The organism is Chitinophaga oryziterrae, assembly GCF_009758125.1.
GTDB classification, from domain to species: Bacteria; Bacteroidota; Bacteroidia; order Chitinophagales; family Chitinophagaceae; genus Chitinophaga; species Chitinophaga oryziterrae.
Genome location: NZ_WRXO01000004.1, coordinates 396308 through 414275, shown reverse-complemented (window position 1 = coordinate 414275; position 17968 = coordinate 396308). Strand labels below are relative to the sequence as shown.

The 17968-nt window shown below is 41.1% G+C and carries 14 protein-coding genes; 3 read left to right on the top strand and 11 right to left on the bottom strand.

Features of this window, described 5'->3' with window-relative positions; all coding sequences use genetic code 11:
* Positions 1-12: 12 nt before the first annotated feature.
* The 4 genes from GO495_RS16725 to GO495_RS16710 are packed head-to-tail and all read right to left on the bottom strand — an operon-like array spanning position 13 to position 2522.
* Complete coding sequence (locus GO495_RS16725; RefSeq protein ID WP_157300860.1) at positions 13-630, bottom strand: HD domain-containing protein; 618 nt, start codon at positions 628-630, stop codon at positions 13-15.
* Positions 614-955 (bottom strand): DUF5655 domain-containing protein, encoded by a 342-nt coding sequence (locus GO495_RS16720; RefSeq protein WP_157300859.1) that lies wholly within the window; start codon positions 953-955, stop codon positions 614-616. The genes GO495_RS16725 and GO495_RS16720 overlap by 17 nt, the downstream gene beginning before the upstream one ends.
* Positions 956-964: 9 nt before the next feature.
* The gene (locus GO495_RS16715; protein WP_157300858.1) at positions 965-1963 is read right to left on the bottom strand and encodes an alpha/beta hydrolase family protein; all 999 of its coding nucleotides are present in this window, start codon (positions 1961-1963) and stop codon (positions 965-967) included.
* Between the two features lie 13 nt (positions 1964-1976).
* Positions 1977-2522 carry a class I SAM-dependent methyltransferase gene (locus tag GO495_RS16710; RefSeq protein WP_157300857.1) on the bottom strand — a complete coding sequence of 182 codons (546 nt, stop codon included), beginning with the start codon at positions 2520-2522 and terminating at the stop codon, positions 1977-1979.
* Between the two features lie 257 nt (positions 2523-2779).
* Here GO495_RS16710 and GO495_RS16705 point away from each other — a divergent pair, with 257 nt between their 5' ends.
* From GO495_RS16705 to GO495_RS16695, 3 genes are read left to right on the top strand one after another with little or no spacing between them, the layout of a single operon-like run.
* Complete coding sequence (locus GO495_RS16705; RefSeq protein ID WP_157300856.1) at positions 2780-5068, top strand: TonB-dependent receptor; 2289 nt, start codon at positions 2780-2782, stop codon at positions 5066-5068.
* Between the two features lie 19 nt (positions 5069-5087).
* Positions 5088-5657, top strand: a complete 570-nt coding sequence (locus GO495_RS16700) for a hypothetical protein (RefSeq protein ID WP_157300855.1) — start codon at positions 5088-5090, stop codon at positions 5655-5657.
* 27 nt (positions 5658-5684) lie between these two features.
* Positions 5685-6395, top strand: coding sequence for a hypothetical protein (locus tag GO495_RS16695; RefSeq protein ID WP_157300854.1), 711 nt, complete (start codon positions 5685-5687; stop codon positions 6393-6395).
* 218 nt (positions 6396-6613) lie between these two features.
* Here the strand turns inward: GO495_RS16695 and GO495_RS16690 are convergent, their stop codons facing one another.
* From GO495_RS16690 to GO495_RS16660, 7 genes are all read right to left on the bottom strand, one after another.
* Entirely contained in the window at positions 6614-7753 is a 1140-nt protein-coding gene (locus GO495_RS16690; protein WP_157300853.1) for an acyltransferase family protein, read from the bottom strand.
* The gene (locus GO495_RS16685; RefSeq protein ID WP_157300852.1) at positions 7750-9936 is read right to left on the bottom strand and encodes an alpha-N-acetylglucosaminidase; all 2187 of its coding nucleotides are present in this window, start codon (positions 9934-9936) and stop codon (positions 7750-7752) included. The genes GO495_RS16690 and GO495_RS16685 overlap by 4 nt, the downstream gene beginning before the upstream one ends.
* A 79-nt stretch (positions 9937-10015) precedes the next feature.
* The gene (locus tag GO495_RS16680) at positions 10016-11632 is read right to left on the bottom strand and encodes a RagB/SusD family nutrient uptake outer membrane protein (protein ID WP_157300851.1); all 1617 of its coding nucleotides are present in this window, start codon (positions 11630-11632) and stop codon (positions 10016-10018) included.
* A gap of 22 nt (positions 11633-11654) precedes the next feature.
* Positions 11655-14921, bottom strand: a complete 3267-nt coding sequence (locus GO495_RS16675; protein WP_157300850.1) for a SusC/RagA family TonB-linked outer membrane protein — start codon at positions 14919-14921, stop codon at positions 11655-11657.
* A gap of 322 nt (positions 14922-15243) precedes the next feature.
* A complete protein-coding gene (locus GO495_RS16670) occupies positions 15244-16386 on the bottom strand; it encodes a FecR family protein (protein ID WP_157300849.1) in 1143 nt (380 codons plus the stop codon).
* Positions 16387-16458: 72 nt separating this feature from the next.
* Positions 16459-17019 (bottom strand): RNA polymerase sigma-70 factor, encoded by a 561-nt coding sequence (locus tag GO495_RS16665; RefSeq protein ID WP_157300848.1) that lies wholly within the window; start codon positions 17017-17019, stop codon positions 16459-16461.
* Between the two features lie 147 nt (positions 17020-17166).
* Positions 17167-17922: a DUF1223 domain-containing protein gene (locus tag GO495_RS16660; RefSeq protein WP_157300847.1), complete on the bottom strand. Its 756-nt coding sequence runs from the start codon at positions 17920-17922 to the stop codon at positions 17167-17169.
* Between the last annotated feature and the right edge of the window lie 46 nt (positions 17923-17968).

The following is a 17968-nucleotide window of genomic DNA, read 5'->3' as shown; positions in this document are numbered from 1 at the left end:
AGTTTCGTTTAATTAACCAAGCATTTTTAGTTCTCCTGAAAGATTATCTTTTGCATTACTTTCATACTTGTCAAAAAAAGCTTTTGTCTTAAACAATCGCTCCATGTTCAAAAAGTGCTGTAACACTTTTTTACGGCCAGGATTATATATCATATCGGGATATGTAGCATATTCCTTTCTGATCTTCTGAAAATATTCCTGGTATAATTCCCAGCTTTCTCCTAATATAGAAAGGTCTGCATCCGTAAATAAATTGGTATCATTATCAGGACTTACAGTATGCCCTTTTGTGGCAAGTATTTGTGCTACACATTTATCCGTTTCAAGACCTAATAACCGAAGCTTTTTCGCAGCACATTCAGCGCTCTTTTCTTCATTATCACTGCTGGTGGCATTATAAATGATATCATGATAATACAGGGAGAATAACAGCGTATCCCAGTCATTGACCTGTTCCTTTACTGCTGTCAATTTTATCAATAGGTATTCAAGATGATGGAGATTATGGTAGTAACGGTTCTCTTCTGAATAATTCGTTTCAATCTCTTTCCAGAGATCTTCCTGTAACTGGTTGTTGCCGGTATATTTCCCTGTCAGCTCAAGGAATGTTTGTTTAAGCGTTGTTGTCATAAGCCATTTTAAGAAATCCTCTCACTTCTTCATTAATATCATCTTTGCTATAAATCCTTACATGGTGGTTGACGTCATCACTGCCCGGTACGGGTTTAATTTTATGAAAGCATAAATTATCATCGTACCGTTGTTTAAAAGGAATCACCAAATCTATAAAATTCTTACCAAACTGTATAACGTACGCGAACTTCTTTGTAGCAGCAATACCTATCATTGTTTTAGCAGGATGTAAACTCACCGGCCCTATCTCATCAAATGATGAAACCAAGTGATTGAATAGTTCTATAGCAGGCTGCGGTTTGCCTTGGAGAAAATCGTTCATTTCTATCTTTTAGTGTTTGCGTAGCCATTTATGCCAGTCTCCTGCTACATTATCCCAGTTAAAGATATCATAGTTGACGGTGCCATCTTTATTTAAAGGGAAGAAGTTATGTTCTGTACCTATATATGCCTTAAAAGTAAAGTTCTTTCTTTTCTGCCTGATCATCTCCACTCTTAAATAATCATTAAAAGGAGCATTGGCATCCTTCGATCCATATGTAACAAAAACAGGGATCTTTAGCTTTTCAAGATATTGAAAGGGCGGTATGGAAAACTGATAGGTAACCTTATATGTATCACCATTATCTCCGTTCATATTTTCCGGGTCAGCGACAATCCTTTCCCACTTTTCGATGTCCTTTTCCGCTTCTCTTGTACTATCTGTTTCAATCGCCCTGTTACGTCCGATGATCGTCATTATCCTTCCCATAGCGCTACCACCTGAGTAGATCAGCGCCGTAACTCTTTTATCAGTAAGCGCCAGTTTAGCTGCAATAGCACTCCCTTCTGAATGACCGGCTGCTACCAGACTATCTTTCGAAATCCAGTTTTGTTTAAATAGGAATTTAATCACTGCCTTATCTCTTTCTACATAGTAATCCAATAGATTCCGTTGAACATACCTTCCGGTACTATCATTATAGGTTAAATCACTGTTTAATAATTTTCTTTTAACTATCAACGGTACGTAAGGTTTGCTAATAATTGCCAGGTGATAATCCTTTGATAAGCTGTCAGGATTAAACGGGAACACGCTGTAAATACCTTGCCGCCCATTTTCATCATAAGTAATCATCAAAGGAATAGGCAGACTTCCCTGACAAAAAAAGAACAGCGGTTTTTTCTTCTCTCCATCTCCTTTCAAAGACTTCACTAAGATATCAACGGTATCCCCTTTATAATTCATCTGAAGATGTCTGAAACCATAAGATTCCGGGACAATACTTTGTCCATATAGTGAGAATGATAGAAAAACAAACAACAATATACCCTTAGGAAATTTTGTCATAGCGGGAAGTTACTTAAATTTTCCTTCCGAGATATTCAACCACGCCACGATCTTTTATGGGTCTTTCTTCATAGCTGATCATTTCAAGGGATGATACTAATGCAAGTAGTTCTTCTTTTTGAAGCGGGGCATTTTCTTTGGGGATATTACTAAAAGCCTGTTTAGTAATGAACAACCCTCCTGGTTTAAGTGCGTTGAATATTTTAGGAAAGAAGGCCCTGTCGAAATGATAATACAGAATGATGAGGTCAAATGATTCGGGGGCCAGATCATAATCAGCAATGTCCATTATCAGCGTATGCACATTAACACCACTGGCAGTCTCTTTCAGTTTCTCAATGGCTACTGCCGAAATATCCACAGCCGTAGGTTTCCACTGATGCTCTGCAAGGAAAATAGAATGTCTCCCCAGTCCCGCAGCCAGGTCAAGTGCTGTTCCTCCTGAAGGATATGATTTGCTGATATACTGTTCGTACATCTCTATAAAAAAAGGATCAGGGGTTTCCAGTGAAGATAATCCCTGTGCAAATTTGCCGTCCCAAAGTTCCTTTACATTCATGAGAGACAAAGATAGTGGTTTGTGAAAGATTAATCTACAAACGATCCCATTTGTCATTTTCTGAAAGAGGAATTTATAAATCGAGTGATTAATAAATTCCATGTTATGTTTCAGATCTATCTTTTTCTTGAAGATATCCCCGATTCCCCAAAAGATTATTAAGCCAATTTTAATTTTGAATTTAATTATTTGCAACTATATTGCATAAAAATTGCAATAACGTTGCATTTAATGAAAATCTAAACAAGTATTGACTCATGATAAGTTTGAGAACAGGCGTGCAAATTTTACTTCTAATACTGTTCTCTCAGTATCTGTATGGCCAACAGTGTAATTACTTCATTACAGGAAAGGTTACAGGCAAAACCGGGCTGGAACTGCCCGGAGCAAGAATAAGCATAACAGGAAATAAACAGACGATAGCGGATAAGAACGGAGGATATACGATTAATAATATCTGTGCGGGCGATTATATCATTTCCTGTGCGATAGATTCAGGTCTGCCGGTTAGTAAGACAGTAAAAGTGGAAGGCAATATCCAGTTAAACTTTGTATTACAGGAGTTAAGTACTGATTTAAAAGAAGTTATTATCAGCAGCACAAGAGCGAAAGAACTCAGCACATTAAATACAGTGGGGTTGAATAATAAACAACTCTTTCAATCTACCGGTAAAACGCTGGGGGAAAGCCTGAAAAGCATTCCTGGCCTCAATAGTATTCAAACCGGCCCGTCCATATCAAAGCCTGTTATTCATGGCCTTCATAGCAATCGTGTACTCATCCTCAATAATGGGATCAGACAGGAAGGGCAACAATGGGGCAGCGAACATGCACCTGAAATTGATCCCTTTACAGCGGCACATGTATCTGTTGTAGAAGGTGCTGCCAGCATCCGATATGGCTCTGACGCGCTGGCCGGAGTAGTCATACTGGAACCGGCGGCGCTTCCAACAGATAAAAAGATAGGTGGTGATGTAAACCTCGTAGGTGCCAGTAATGGCCGTATGGGGGCTGTATCCGGTATGCTGGATGGTGCTGTGGATGGTTTTCAATGGAGGGTACAAGGCACGCTTAAAAGGGCTGGTAATTTCAAAACTGCCGATTATTACCTGAAGAATACTGGGGTAGCTGAAGACGATTATTCAGGAACACTGGCTTATCATAAAACCAATTATGGTTTTAATGCTTTCTATAGCCGGTATCATAGTAAGATGGGAATTTTTGATGGTTCGCATGTAGGTAATATACAGGATCTATATGCCGCATTTATTCGGCCTAAACCTATTACCGCTTCTTATTTCTCTTATAAAATTGATAGAAGCTATCAGCAGGTAACACATGATCTGCTGAAATTAAACAGCTATTATCAATTTAAAAATCAGGGTAAGATGGAAATCATTTATGCAAGGCAAACTGATCTCCGTAACGAGTATGATATCGATCTGCCCTACAGTGATGATCCTGCTGTGCTGGCAGCGCCACAGATCAGTTTTAAGATCAAAACGCATACTCTGGACCTCTTATATCATCAACCCGATAAAAATAATTTTAGCGGTACCTGGGGCATGAGTGGTATCACCCAGGGAAATGTATTCAAAGGGATACGCTACCTGGTACCAAATTTCCGGAATTACGGTGCAGGAATATATGGCATTGAAAAATACACAAAAGACAAATGGACACTGGAAGCCGGACTACGATACGATTACCGCTGGCTGAGAGTTTACCGGCGAAATGACAACTCTTTGTTTGTTTACAACAATACCAGTATCTACCAGAATGTGACAGCTTCTATAGGTGCTACCTGGCAAGCTACGGAACATTTTTCTCTAAGTGCCAACACCGGGACCGCATGGAGAGCTCCAAGTGTAAATGAACTCTATATTAAAGGCATTCACTTAAGTGCAGCTTCTTATGAACTTGGAGATTCTACGCTTCGTTCTGAACGTTCTTTTAATACCAGTATCAGCTTTAAATACAACACGGAAAAATTATTTGCACAACTTAACATATACGATAATGAGATCAACAATTTTATTTATGCCAAACCTTCTTTGCAACCTATTTCGCTCGTAAGCGGTACCTATCCTATGTTTACCTATACCCAGGCAAATGTACGCCTGCGGGGATTAGATGCTGAAGCAGATTATACCTTTCTGAAAAACTTCACACTGATCTCCAAAATATCCCTGGTAAGGGCTTTCAATAAAAGCATACACGATTACCTGGTATTTATGCCGGCCGACCGGTTTGACAATGCGCTTAAATACACCTGGCTGTCAAAGTATGTGAGCATCCAGTATGTGAAAGTATCCAGACAAACAAGGGTGCCACCCAACAGTGATTATGTGGCACCTCCTCCCGGCTATGGCCTGTTAAACAGTTCTTTTGGAATGGACTTGCTGGCAGGAAAACATATACTGAACATAGATTTTTCAGTAGACAATCTTACCAACATTGCTTACAGGGATTATCTGAACAGGTTCAGATATTATGCAGACGACCTGGGCATCAGTTTCGTATTACGTACAAAACTTACTTTTTGACTACATAATAAAATAAAACATGAAAAGACTACTCTACTCTGTTGCAGTGCTGATGGCACTGAGCGTGATCCTGCATTCGTGCAAAAAAGATGAAACAGCTATTGCACCTCCTGTTCCGGGAAATGAATTTCTGACAACCGTGGGACTGAAAGTGACCAATGCCACTAATACGGCAGATGTTCAATATGCCTACTGGACAGACACCACATTGATCCCTCATCCGGCAGACAGCATCAATACACCTGTATTAAATCTGAAAGCCAGTACAAAATATAATGTAGAAGTATTATTCCAAGACCGTACTACCACTCCATTTGGTGATGTAACAGCAGAAATAAAGGAAAGAGAAAATTATCATCTGATATGTTTTACTGTATCTCCCTCACTTAATCTTACAGTAGTAAGAACAGACAAGGATACGAATGTCCCCGCACTCGAAGTAGGTTTAACCGATACATTTACCACTGCTGCTGCCGGTACAGGCGAACTGAATGTACAACTCAGGCATCAGCCTAATGTTAAAAACGGTAGCTGTGAACCTGGGTCCACTGATGCAGACGTGACTTACACCGTACATGTAACTAATTAAGATTCTTAAACATATCATCCAATCAAAATGAAAAAACTATTATTTATTATAGCCGTTACTCTATTTACATTCAATGCCAGCGCGCAGAATAAAAGTTTCATTGGCATCACCGGTGGCTTATCCTTACCCGGAGGTAATTATGCAAAAGGTGATTATTACAATGATCAATCAGGATTTGCCAAGTCCGGTTTTAATATAGGCATAACCGGTGCCTGGTATTTTAAGAAATCACACTGGGGAGTAGGTGGTGTTCTCTCTTACACACATTACGGATTCAAAAATGCACAAGGACTGGCCAATGGCTATAAAGAAGCTTTTGATCTGGACAGCGCTACTGTATATATAAAAGGTTCCAATCAATCAGTAAATATACTGGTAGGCCCTTACTACAATATTGCCTTTGGTAAATTCAATCTTGATCTGCGTTTATTAGGTGGAGTTGTAAATGCTACATTACCAGGGAATGAAGTATACCTGGAAGATGGTATTGATAATCATCTCACACAAAAGAAATCAACGGCTACTACTTTTGGCTGGCAGAGTGGTGCTGCATTACGTTATGCAGTAACATCACATATCGGTATTTTACTGGGAGTAGATTACTATTATTCTAAACCAAACTTCACTGTAGAAAATGAAAACCGCCCTGTAAATGCGGGAAGGAAAATTGCGTCCTATAAAGAAGCCATCAGCGGATTACAGGCAAATGTTGGTGTAGTATATAGTTTTGGTAAATAGGGGTGATGAGTAATATACGGGGAAACGCAGTCTTTGGCTGTTGTTTTCCCGTTGCTCTTTAGTGGTAAAATTACAGCCGGATAAATATCCGGCTGTCCTTTTAATGCACTATTTGACGGTCTTAAAATACTCATTCTAAGCCAACCCAAATATGAAATGAAGGTATAACATTTACCTTTAAATGCAACATAGTTTCATTAAATACAGGGCTTTATAATCTATATTTTCAGGAATAACTTGTTACGATACAGCAGATATAAGAAGATCAACTGTACACTGGTAACAGATACTGCAATAAGTACAGGCTGCCATACCAGCGCTACCTGCCTGATCATTCCTCCAAAAATATAATCTGCTGTATATCCAAAATTCGCCAGTCCCTCTGCACACATATAGATTAAGATAGAGTTAGTACCAATAATGATAAAAGGAAAAGCCCATCGTCTGAATCCGGCTACATCAATGATCCAATAAAAGAACGATAACAATAATAAACTCCATCCACCAACATATACAACAAAAGAGCTTGTCCATAATCTTTTATTGATCGGGAAAAAGTGGTCCCATAAGAGCCCAATCGCTATTAAGATAATGCCTGATAAAAACAGGCTCAATGCTTTTTTAGACATAGAGAAGCCTTCCCAACGTAAGAAAGTACCCGTCAGTATTCCCATGAGAGCAGTGCCAATAGCAGGAATAGTAGATAGGATACCTTCCGGGTCATGTACCCCATCATGCAATTTACCTGGTAACAATAATCTGTCGATATACGATTCCAGTGAACCATCCATTGTCAATACACCAGCACCATAACCTGGTACCGGTATAAATGCCATCATTGCCCAATAACCGAATAATAAGAGCAATAACCATAGTACCTGTCTACGTACATCATTATTCAGATAAATCAGTCCTGCAAAAAACCACGCCAACCCAATCCTGCCGAGTACACTGGCAAAACGGGTATTATGATATCCTTTAAAAGCAAGTAATCCATTCACGATCATTCCCAGTATTAAAAGGATCAATGTTCTCCTTAACATAGAAAGATATAACCTGTTCTTTTCTCCCCGGGGTAATTCAAAAGCAGCAGTTACTCCTGCCAGCTGCATTCTTTTCTGCACGGAATAAGGCATCGATATCCCTGAAATGAACAGGAATAACGGAAAGATCATATCATAGAATGTAATACCATTCCATACGGTATGATGCAACTGTTCTGACATCCATATAAATATCTGCCATCCCGTGGCTTTAGCCAATGCGTGAATAATATGTTCTCCACTCATGATCCAGAACATATCAAAGCCTCGTAAGGCATCCAGAGACACTAATCTTCCTGAAGCAGGTTTACTCATTTCAACATATATTTAGGCCGGTATTTCCGATATAATTCCTGCGCAACAGTAATACTGTTCCCATGGGGGTTTTCGGGAAAAACTTTCTGTTCATTTACCCATTGCCATTCCCAGTTACTGATCTTTTTATCAAATCCACTGAAGTCTGCAGGTTTCCCCGATCTCAGGGATAGTTGTAACATATGGAAGAACTGTAACCAGCGCTGGCTGTAAAAGTCATTTAGCAAACCACTCCATTGCCGGTTGGAATATTCATGTAACGGGCTGGCAGCATCTCCCCATAATGTGATCAGATCACGGGCATTCCGCTCATACAAAGCTTTTTCGCTGTTATCATTCCCCCATTTTCTGGCAGATGATAACCAGGGTCCCAGCATAAAATCTTTTCTCGTTGCCAGCAGGCGGTCCATATCATGGATCAGTGAGATAAACTGCTGACTGTATTTTGAAAATGCAATGCTGTCTTTATCATTATAGGCTGTTACCCATTTCTGCTGCAATGGATGCGCATAGTTAGCCAGTACCTGCCTTGTTATATCTACCAGGTCATACCGGAACCCATCCGTCCCTTCTCCTTTAGCTGCTGCTTTTATAAACAGGTCCCATGCTGGTAATAAATCATTCCTGTCATAATTCAACTTTGTTCTTGTCCATTCAGTGGTGGAATCTAATGTTGGCCTTCCGGTGATAATAGATTCTGCACCATCTCTGATCAATTTTCCATTATAAACTGTTTGTCTTAATATCTGCCATGCCTTTACAAGTTCTTTGTCGTTACTTCCATAACGGTTCAGCACGTATTTCGTCAGCCATTCATCCAGTGCTATTGGTCCCGATTGCCATGTATGCTGCATCATCAGCTCGTACATCACGGGATTCTGCTCAATCGCCTCCATTGTTAAACCAATACCACTCAAGCGTTTTGAAGCAGTATCATTCAGCGCCAGGGCCGGGCCTGCAGCCACTCCATCCATACGCCCGAACAGGTTCACATTTCCGCCAAAGTTGTTTAGCATGTTCCAGATCCAGGGTTTGCCATAAAAGGCTGCGGTTCTCTTCCATACAGGCTCAATCTCTGCCGCCAGGTCAAGCAGGAGCATCTTATTGTCAGGCACCGCATTCAGTAATGCCTCTATCTGCGTAGTTCCCCAGAATTTGCGGTCACTATAAAATAACCATCCCTGCATCACCCAAACAGCTGCAGTATCTGCCTGCTGCATACCGGCATAAATTCTTGCACTTAATTTTGACAAAAAAAGAGAATCATTGGAAGGAGGTTCATTTTCATTAAAGGTATCAGCAGAATACAGATGATCTGTACCATATAATTTTGTCTGCACTTCCAGAAACCGCTTCCCTATCGAAGCAAACTGCGGATCTTCCGAATCAAGGATATAAGTATCTGCAAAGCCATTTTTCCAATTGGTCTCTTTCAGTTTTGCATGGGGGAACTTTCTTTTAAACGCGGAAGGTACATGTCCTGTAAACGCAGGCAATACCGGTTTCATCCCAAATTCCCTTTCCCGTTGCAGAATCTTTAACTGCAATTCTTTATGGCTTTTTATCCAGCTGAGAGGTAAAGGGCCACCCCAACCGTCCAGGTTCCCCATCCAGAACCAGGCAGTGTAAGCCGGACCGCTGAAAAAGCCAGCCAGGTCCTCATCACTAAAACCCATTTCCTTATACACAAGGTACCATGTATATTCCTCCCCTGTAATGGCCAGCGGCATGTTGATGCCATGCAGCGCCATCCAGTCGATCTCTTTTTCCCAACGTGCCCAGTCCCACCAGCTCATACTATAATTGAAGGTGCAATAGTTCAGGTAATAACGGTATTCGTAGGGAGTTTTACGTTGCACCTTTTTCTCCACTACAGGCAACTTTTCAGGGAGATGCAGATTTGTGCCATTCCAGGTAATCTGACAATGGCAGTATTCGTCCAGGTAATAATACAATGCCGAAGCAATGGCAGTTCCGTTATTTCCGCGTAGAATGATCTTACCATTCCTGCTCTCTATTTCAAAGACATCTTTACCCTCCTGTTCCGGCAGGGCTTCCACAACAAACAATGTTTTTTTAGCAGGTATTATCCGGCCTATCAGATCGTATGCTGTACTTGTTTTAAACTGGGCATAAGTATGAACACCGGAGAATATAAAAAGAATACAAAGTATTTTCTTCATCAAGATAGTCTTTAGTAGGGCATACAAATCATGTTTCCAGTACCTGTTTGTAAATCAGGTACTGGAAATATGATGTAATTTATTGATAACCGGGATTCTGTTTAAGTGCCGGATTGAGTTGCAGCGCAGTTGTTGGGATGGGGAATATACGATGATTGATATCTGCATCCGTTTTAAAGCCCCATTTACCTTCATATTTGCCAAAACGGATCATGTCATTTCTATGCCATCCTTCCCAGGCAAATTCACGGCATCTTTCAGCATATATATCGTCCAGCGTAACGCCGCTCAATGCAGCAGAAGTTGTTCTTTGCGCCCTCAGTCCATTCACCAGTGAAAGTGGGGTTTCTCCGGAAGTCGACGTGCCACCCCGCAGAATTGCTTCTGCTTTCATCAGAATAATATCTGAATAGCGGAAATAAGGAATATCATTTTTCTGATTCCTGTTTAAGGAAGTTCCATCAGGAAAGATCTTGATATTCCGATAGCCCATATTCCATCCGATTTCATCATTTCCAACATCAAATGACGCTACATCCTGACGAAGGGTAACCTCTGGTTTCAGGTCGATCTGGTAAGTATAAGGCGCAGCTCCATCAGTACCGGAATAAAACTTGTCATATCCCTGTTTGGTCGTTGTTACTGTAGCCGGAGTTACGCCATCATTCATGTATTGCAACCCTGTCAGCCATTGGCGATTGCGAACATCATTTGCATCATTGAAGTTGACATAGTATTCAGGTAAAGTACAGACAGCGGCATCTGGCGTAAAAGGTAAGTTGTATTTAGCAACAAGCCCCCTTGGTATATCATAACGGGCATGCAGGTTGTGCCCCCTGAAAGGGAAGGTATTCGTCCAGGAAGGATCAAATGGTATTGCAAAAATAAACTCCTTCATCTGTGGTCCGTTGTTCGGATAGAACATTTGCAGATAGGTGGCTGAAGGTTCCACTGCATACAAACCTGATTTTATAACATTATCGCAGGCACTGATACAATCATTATTACGTTCTGTACCTGTGTAGACCTCCGCATTCAGATACATTTTTGCCAGTAATGTATAAGCCATCCATTTATTTGGCCTTCCGTATGTTGATATCCCCGATTCACCACTCAGTAAAGGAATACACGTTTTCACTTCACGCTCTATAAATGTAAATACTTCTGCCCGGGAACTATTAGGCTTAGCTGTAAAATCTCCATTCACTGTATCAATAGGAACATTTCCAAAATTATCCATCATCATAAAATAGGCCAGAGCACGAACCATTCTCATTTCTGCAAGACCCTGCTGTTTAAAACTGCCTTCCGGCACATTTTTCTGCAGGATAGCAAGTGTTTGATTTGCTGTACCAATGATAGTTGACATCCAGGTCCAGTTACCTGTTACATTAGAATGGTCCCTTGTCCAGTTATGATAATGTAATTGCTGGAATTCAGCTCCGTTATACCAGTTTCCACCTCTGGCAGGGAAAATAGCTTCATCTGTGGTCAGCGTCTGCATAAAGAAGTATTCCACGGAAATATTACCTCTTAATGCAACATATGCAGGACCGGCAGCTGAAAGGAATTGTGCACTGTCAGTAGGAAAAACATCTGGTGTCAACTCCGATTTGATCGGTACTTCCAGTTTATAACAGGCACTTAAAATACACAACAGCACCGGAACGTATATATATTGAGTTATCTTTTTCATAATGCTTTTTTAAGAGATTCGATTAAAATGACACATTAACACCAAACAGGAACGTGCGCGTTTTAGGATAAAAGTTATTGTAGTCAACTCCTGGTGCAATTCCACCCTGATTTACTTCAGGATCTGTGCCTTTAAAGCTGGTAATTACAAAAAGATTGTTCGCTGTTACGTACACCCTTACGTTTTTTATGTATGGGCCCAGGTGTTTAAAATTATATGAAAGCGTGGCATTATCAAATCTCACGTAGCTACCGTTTTCAACAAAACGGGAGGAATACAGGTAAGCATTATAATCTGCCACACTTTCGCCAGCGGCATCCTTTAATATATTAGTATACTGCGCTGTATTTGGTCTGAAAAGGTCGGCCCTTGTAGCATTAAATATCTTATTACCGAACACTCCTCTTAAGAAGATACTAAGGTCCAGATTTTTATAATGAAAACTGTTAGACCATCCCATTAGTAATTTAGGTTGGGAATTGCCAATATAATGGTAGTCTGTACCGATAGTCGGGGTAGTAGTCAGTTTGCCATCTCCTCCTATATATTGGGATACGCCGTTAGCATCTTTTCCAGCATAAACAAGCGAGAAAAATTGTCCTAAAGGCTTTCCTTTTTTCAGGATCTCCAGGGAATGGCTTGATTGACCCAGACCTTCAGGGAATGCCAGCAGTACAGAGTCTCCACCTGAGAACAAAGGATTGGATAAACTTGTGATCTCATTCTTATTATGTGCAAAATTAATACTACTGGTCCAGCCGAAGTCCTTATGATCTATAACAGTAGCATTCAGGCTCAATTCAATTCCTTTATTGCTCATACTTCCTCCATTGGCCACAATAATACCTGCAGGAACCAGAATAGGATCTACCCTATAGGAATAGATCATGCCGGTTGTCTTCTTGTTGTATACATCCACCGAACCACTCAGCCTGCCTTTCAGAACAGTAAAGTCTACACCAATATTAGAAGTGCTGGTTTTCTCCCATTGCAGATTCGGATTAGCAGCCTGAATAGGACCACTGGCAGCTAAACCTGATCCATTATAATAGTATATACCCTGTGTACCAGAAATGAACTTTGCAGTGTAAGCATTAAAACCGGTAGCATTACCAGTAACACCATAGCTGGCTCTGAGCTTCAGATCGGTAAATACCGACTGGTTCTTCATGAACTCCTCCTGTATAATTCTCCATGCCACACCCACTGATGGGAAATAGCCCCATTGGTGATTTGCGCCGAAAACAGAGCTACCATCCCTTCTCAAAGAAGCCTGTAACAGGTACTTATCATTATAACCATAATTTAACCTGGCGAAATTGGAGATCAGGCGATTTTCCTGATAGACACCATCTGGTCCAAATCCAATCTGAAAGCCGGAAATTGCGTATGGATTACTTAATGCCAGGTTGGAATACCCAACATTATCAACAGGGAAATTACTGGTCGTTACCTGGAAGCCTTCACCCACTTTATTATTCTGCCATGAATATCCTAATACAAGATTCACAGCATGCAATTTGAAATTCCTGTTCCAGGTAAGAAAGGTTTCCAGGATCTTGCTGGAATTCTGATAAGAATTTCTCGTTGCCTGTCCGTTTGCCCCAAAGGTTTGTGGATTATGATATCCCAGACCTGGATTGGGATTATCATACATGCTGTTATAATTGGTGGTAAAGTATTTATTGTAAAATTCGCCATGCAGTGAAGTAAAGCCGATATAAGAAAGGTTCAGGTCATAAGTAAGCCCGAAAGGCAGCTTTACCTGTGTATTAAAACTTCCAACCAGGTTATTATACTTATCATTCATCTGGCTGTTATTGATCATTGATAAAGGATTATAATAACCTTGCGTAGCGAAGTTCTCAAAATAGCTGCCATCCGCATTTTTCACAGGAGAAACCGGCAGGTGAAGTGCTGATTGCAACAATACAACATTTCGGTAAGGGATATCATTCGCAGTACTGTTTGAATTGGTGACATTCAGTCCAAACCTTACCTTATCATTCAATGCATACTGTTCAACGCTAAGCCGGGCAATCACACGTTCCAGATCGCTGTTTAAAAGAATACCTTCTTTTTTTGTATAATTCAGACTTGCAGAATAAGTACCATGATCCCCACCGCCACTAAAAGAAATATTGTGATTATGAGATACTGCCTGATTCCGCTGAATGGAAGTCTGCCAGTTAGTATTTGCATTTTTATCATCAGCAGGAGAAAAAGACTCTCCATTCTTGGTAAGAAAAGCCCTTAATTCAGCGGCATCCATCATATCCAGCTTATTTGATACCTTTTCAATACCAACATACCCGCTGTAAGAAACGGCTGTCTGTCCTTTTTTACCTTTTTTAGTTGTTACCATGATAACCCCATTAGCCGCACGGTTACCATAAATAGCAGTAGCCGCAGCATCTTTCAATACATCAATGGAAACAATATCGTCCGGAGCAATGGCAGAAATATCCACACCAGGTACCCCATCGATCACATAAAAAGGTCCCTGGGAACTGTTTAAGGTAGAAGCACCACGCAATACCACTGTAGCAACCGCATTAGGGTCTCCACTGGCAGATACGTTCAAGCCGGGCACTTTACCTTGTAACAACTGTCCAACGTCTGTAATCGCCCCTTTATTCAATTCATCCGCTTTTACCGTATTTACAGAGCTGATCAGGTTTTTACGGGATTGCTTACCATATCCGACTACGACAACGTCCCCCAGTCCTATTGATGAAGTGACAAGGGTAATGGAAATACTGCTCCGCCCATTTACCGGCAGTTCCTGCGGCTGATAGCCGAGGTAGCTGAATATCAGTATGGCATTGGCATCTATCCCTGCCAGCTGGTATTCTCCATTGACATTGGTTTGTGCGCCTTTGGAGGTCCCTTTTACCTGAACAGAGACACCGGGCAGGGGTCTCCCCTTATCATCAGTGACCTTTCCTGATACCGTTACGTTCGGCATCACAGCTTCCTCCATCAGATCCGCATGCAGTCTGGATTTAACAATGATGGTCTTATTAACGATCTGGTAGGTAAAAGGCTGGTCTTTAAAGATCATGTCCAGTACATATGGCAGATCTGCGTTATCGATCCGGATACTTACATTTTTTGCATTACTCAGCAGGTCCAGTCTGTAGAAGAACTTATACCCGGTCTTTGCCTTTATCTCCTTCAACACTTCCTCCAGCGGCCGGTCTTTCAGAGACAGACTCAGTTTTTGTGCATATCCCGCCGCATTTACCTGTAAACAGGCAATTGTAAGCAAAATGACAATCATTTTCATAACAAGGAGCATTTTTCGTTGCCGGAAATATCCTGTTCTAATCCGATGGGCAACGATGCCATATTTAATTTTGGTTGAATAAAGCCAATTTACAGGCATGGCTTTTACATCATCATGCAATTGCATAGATTTGCAGTGTTTGGGTGTGAATGATAATTGATCTTCAGTGGATTTTTTTGTCACCCGCAGAACCCGGACATTACAGGGGCGGCCTCAATCGCCCCTGTTTCATTACAGGGAATGCAGGCATACGTCATTATGGTGGTCCGTTTTTCATAAAATGCCAGATTTAATTTTGGTTGAATACGACTCTATATATTGGCTACGCGCGTACTAATATCTTATGTCCCTCTACAGTAAACTTAACGCCACTTACTTCCAGTATTTTCAGTACCGTTGAAATATCTGCTGATCTGTCAATTTCTCCACGGAAAAGACCTTTGGGAACGCCATCAGGATAAACGACCTCGGCATCATACCAGCGGGCGATCTGCTGCATGACTTCTTCTATTGTTGCATCATTAAAGCTGAAGATTCCATTCTTCCACGCTATTACCTCTTCTACATTTACAGGTAATACATTCATTTCACCCGAATGCTTCAATTTTGCCTGCTGTCCGGGTTTGAGCAATACTTCTTTATTGCTGGCAGCCACTTTTACCATTCCCTGCAATAAAGTTGTTTTCACAACCTGCTCCTCTTCATATGCCATTACATTAAAATGAGTACCCAGCACTCTCACTTCCATATTATTAACACTGACAATAAATGGCTGATGCTCATTGGCAGCTACTTCAAAATAAGCTTCTCCCTTTAACTTTACGGTACGGTCCTTTCCGGTAAAAGCAGTGGGGAAAACAAGCGAACTGGCGGCATTCATCCATACCACAGTACCGTCCGGAAGCGTAACCTGGTATTGCCCTCCCCGTGGAGTAGAAAGCGTATTAAAGGATACCGGCTGTCCTCCATCCTTCCCCTGTCCATCTTTATAGGCCAATTGTCCGTTATTCAATTTGATGATCTGTACAGACCCCTGTCTGGCCAGTGTGCCACTATGTTCATCTTCCAGTGAGATCACTGTACCGTTTGAAAGTGTAAGTGTGGCCTTGTTACTACCAGGTAAGATATTGTTATGAAGCTTAGACTGATTGACTGCCTGTAGCCGCTCCTTTTTCTCTTTGGTATAGTAAATACTACCCGCAATAAATAATATCAATATCGAAGCTGCTGCCCAATACCATCTTCTGACAACCATTTTTTCTCCTCTTATATACTGGAGCACAGGAGATAACATCCGGTGTTGCAATTCCTCCCTGGAATGCACGGCGTCATCGTTCCACTCAACAGCTTCTTCAGGAAGAGTATTATACCATTTTTCAAACAATATCCTTTCTTCCGGACTAATAGTGCCTTTCAGCAATTTGTCCGCCAGTAAGGATATTTGTTCAGGAGTCAGATCACTCATTGTAAAGACGCTTTTATATATAGTCTTTGCAAGTGAACGGTTACCCTTAGTCCTGTTAAAAAAAATATTAGCTCAGAAGAAGAAGAAATAAAGATGTCTCAGCGAAGTACGCAGGGACCTGAGCGCCCTGCTCATATGTGCTTCTACGGTCTTTAAGGAGATATTAAGTGTGGCTGCTATCTGTTTTTCACTGAGCCCGTTTTCACGGCTCAACCGGAATACCAGCTGGCATTTTTCGGGTAAGGCCCTTACCGTATTTTCAAGTTCATCCCGGAGTTGATGGTAACTGAGCCACTGTTCGGTACTGGTATCTGTTTCAGACTGATTAAGCATAGACTGACGATCAGCTTCGGTCTTACGTCTGGCCAGCAAAGTGATGATCTTATATTTAAGTGCAGCAGAGATATATGTATGGAAAGAATGGCGTATATGTATATTATCTGATCTTTTCCAGATATCCAGGAACACCTCCTGTACTACTTCCTGTGCATCCATGGTAGATTGAAGACGGATATAGGCGAGGGTTACCAGCTTCTCCCAATAACGCTCATACAAAGATGTAAATGCAGCAGCATCCCGATCTAGTTGCAATCGTTGCAACAGTTCTTCATCACTGTCCTGATATTTGTGCATATCTGAGTCCCTTAGCTTAATTACATAGGTAAACTATCCCCCTATAAATATACTAAAACATATTTATTATTATTTTGACTTTTTTCCCATGTCAGTCTTAATAAGGAAATGACAGGGAAGCTGATTTACGCAAAGCGGGATGAAAGCTTAAAAATCAACCCTGGAAGCTGCTGAAATGCTACCATTGTTGTGATTCTGTATCAATCCTGATACTTCCCAGTTTTTAGTATCAAAACCTTTTGGCAGTATGATCTTTGTACTTCCTTTTGTCTTTAAGGGTTCAACCTGTAGTGCAGACACAATCTGTACATGTGAAAGAGAACGTCCTGCGTTTTCTCCACGTGCTACTTTGCTATGAGCCTCTTTCTGCACAATAACGATCACTAAATCATTCTCCTTTCCTGCCCCTGCTGACTGATATTCAATCAAGAGTTTTCCGCCGTCCTGATGAGCTTTCAGTACCAGTGTCGCATTTTTCTTAATTACCAGTTGTTCAGCAATCGCATGACGGATAGCTGATCCATCAGAGCCTACAAACTCAGATCTTCCATTTATAATAATCTGTGGTGTATAAATTTGTGGTGTATTTAACCAGCTCGCATATTGCGACTGTCTCCTCGAATAATCCGCATTACTGAAAGCATCCTTCCACCCTAACCTATCCCAGTAATCAACGTGATAAGCCAATAAATAAACGTCCTTACCTGCCGCTTCTTTCTGTATTTTAGCCACTAATTCATCTGCCGGCGGACAACTGGAACAACCTTCCGATGTAAAAAGCTCCAACACGGCAAAACCATCCCCACCGGCATTTTTAAGTGTATCCTGCCCCATACAGGCAGAAAGAGAAAATGCGCTTGTAATAAGAAAAGAAGTGAGTGCGAAAAATCTGATCGTTTTCATGTTTCCCTGATTGTTTCCACAAAACTATTTTAAAAACGGCCTCACG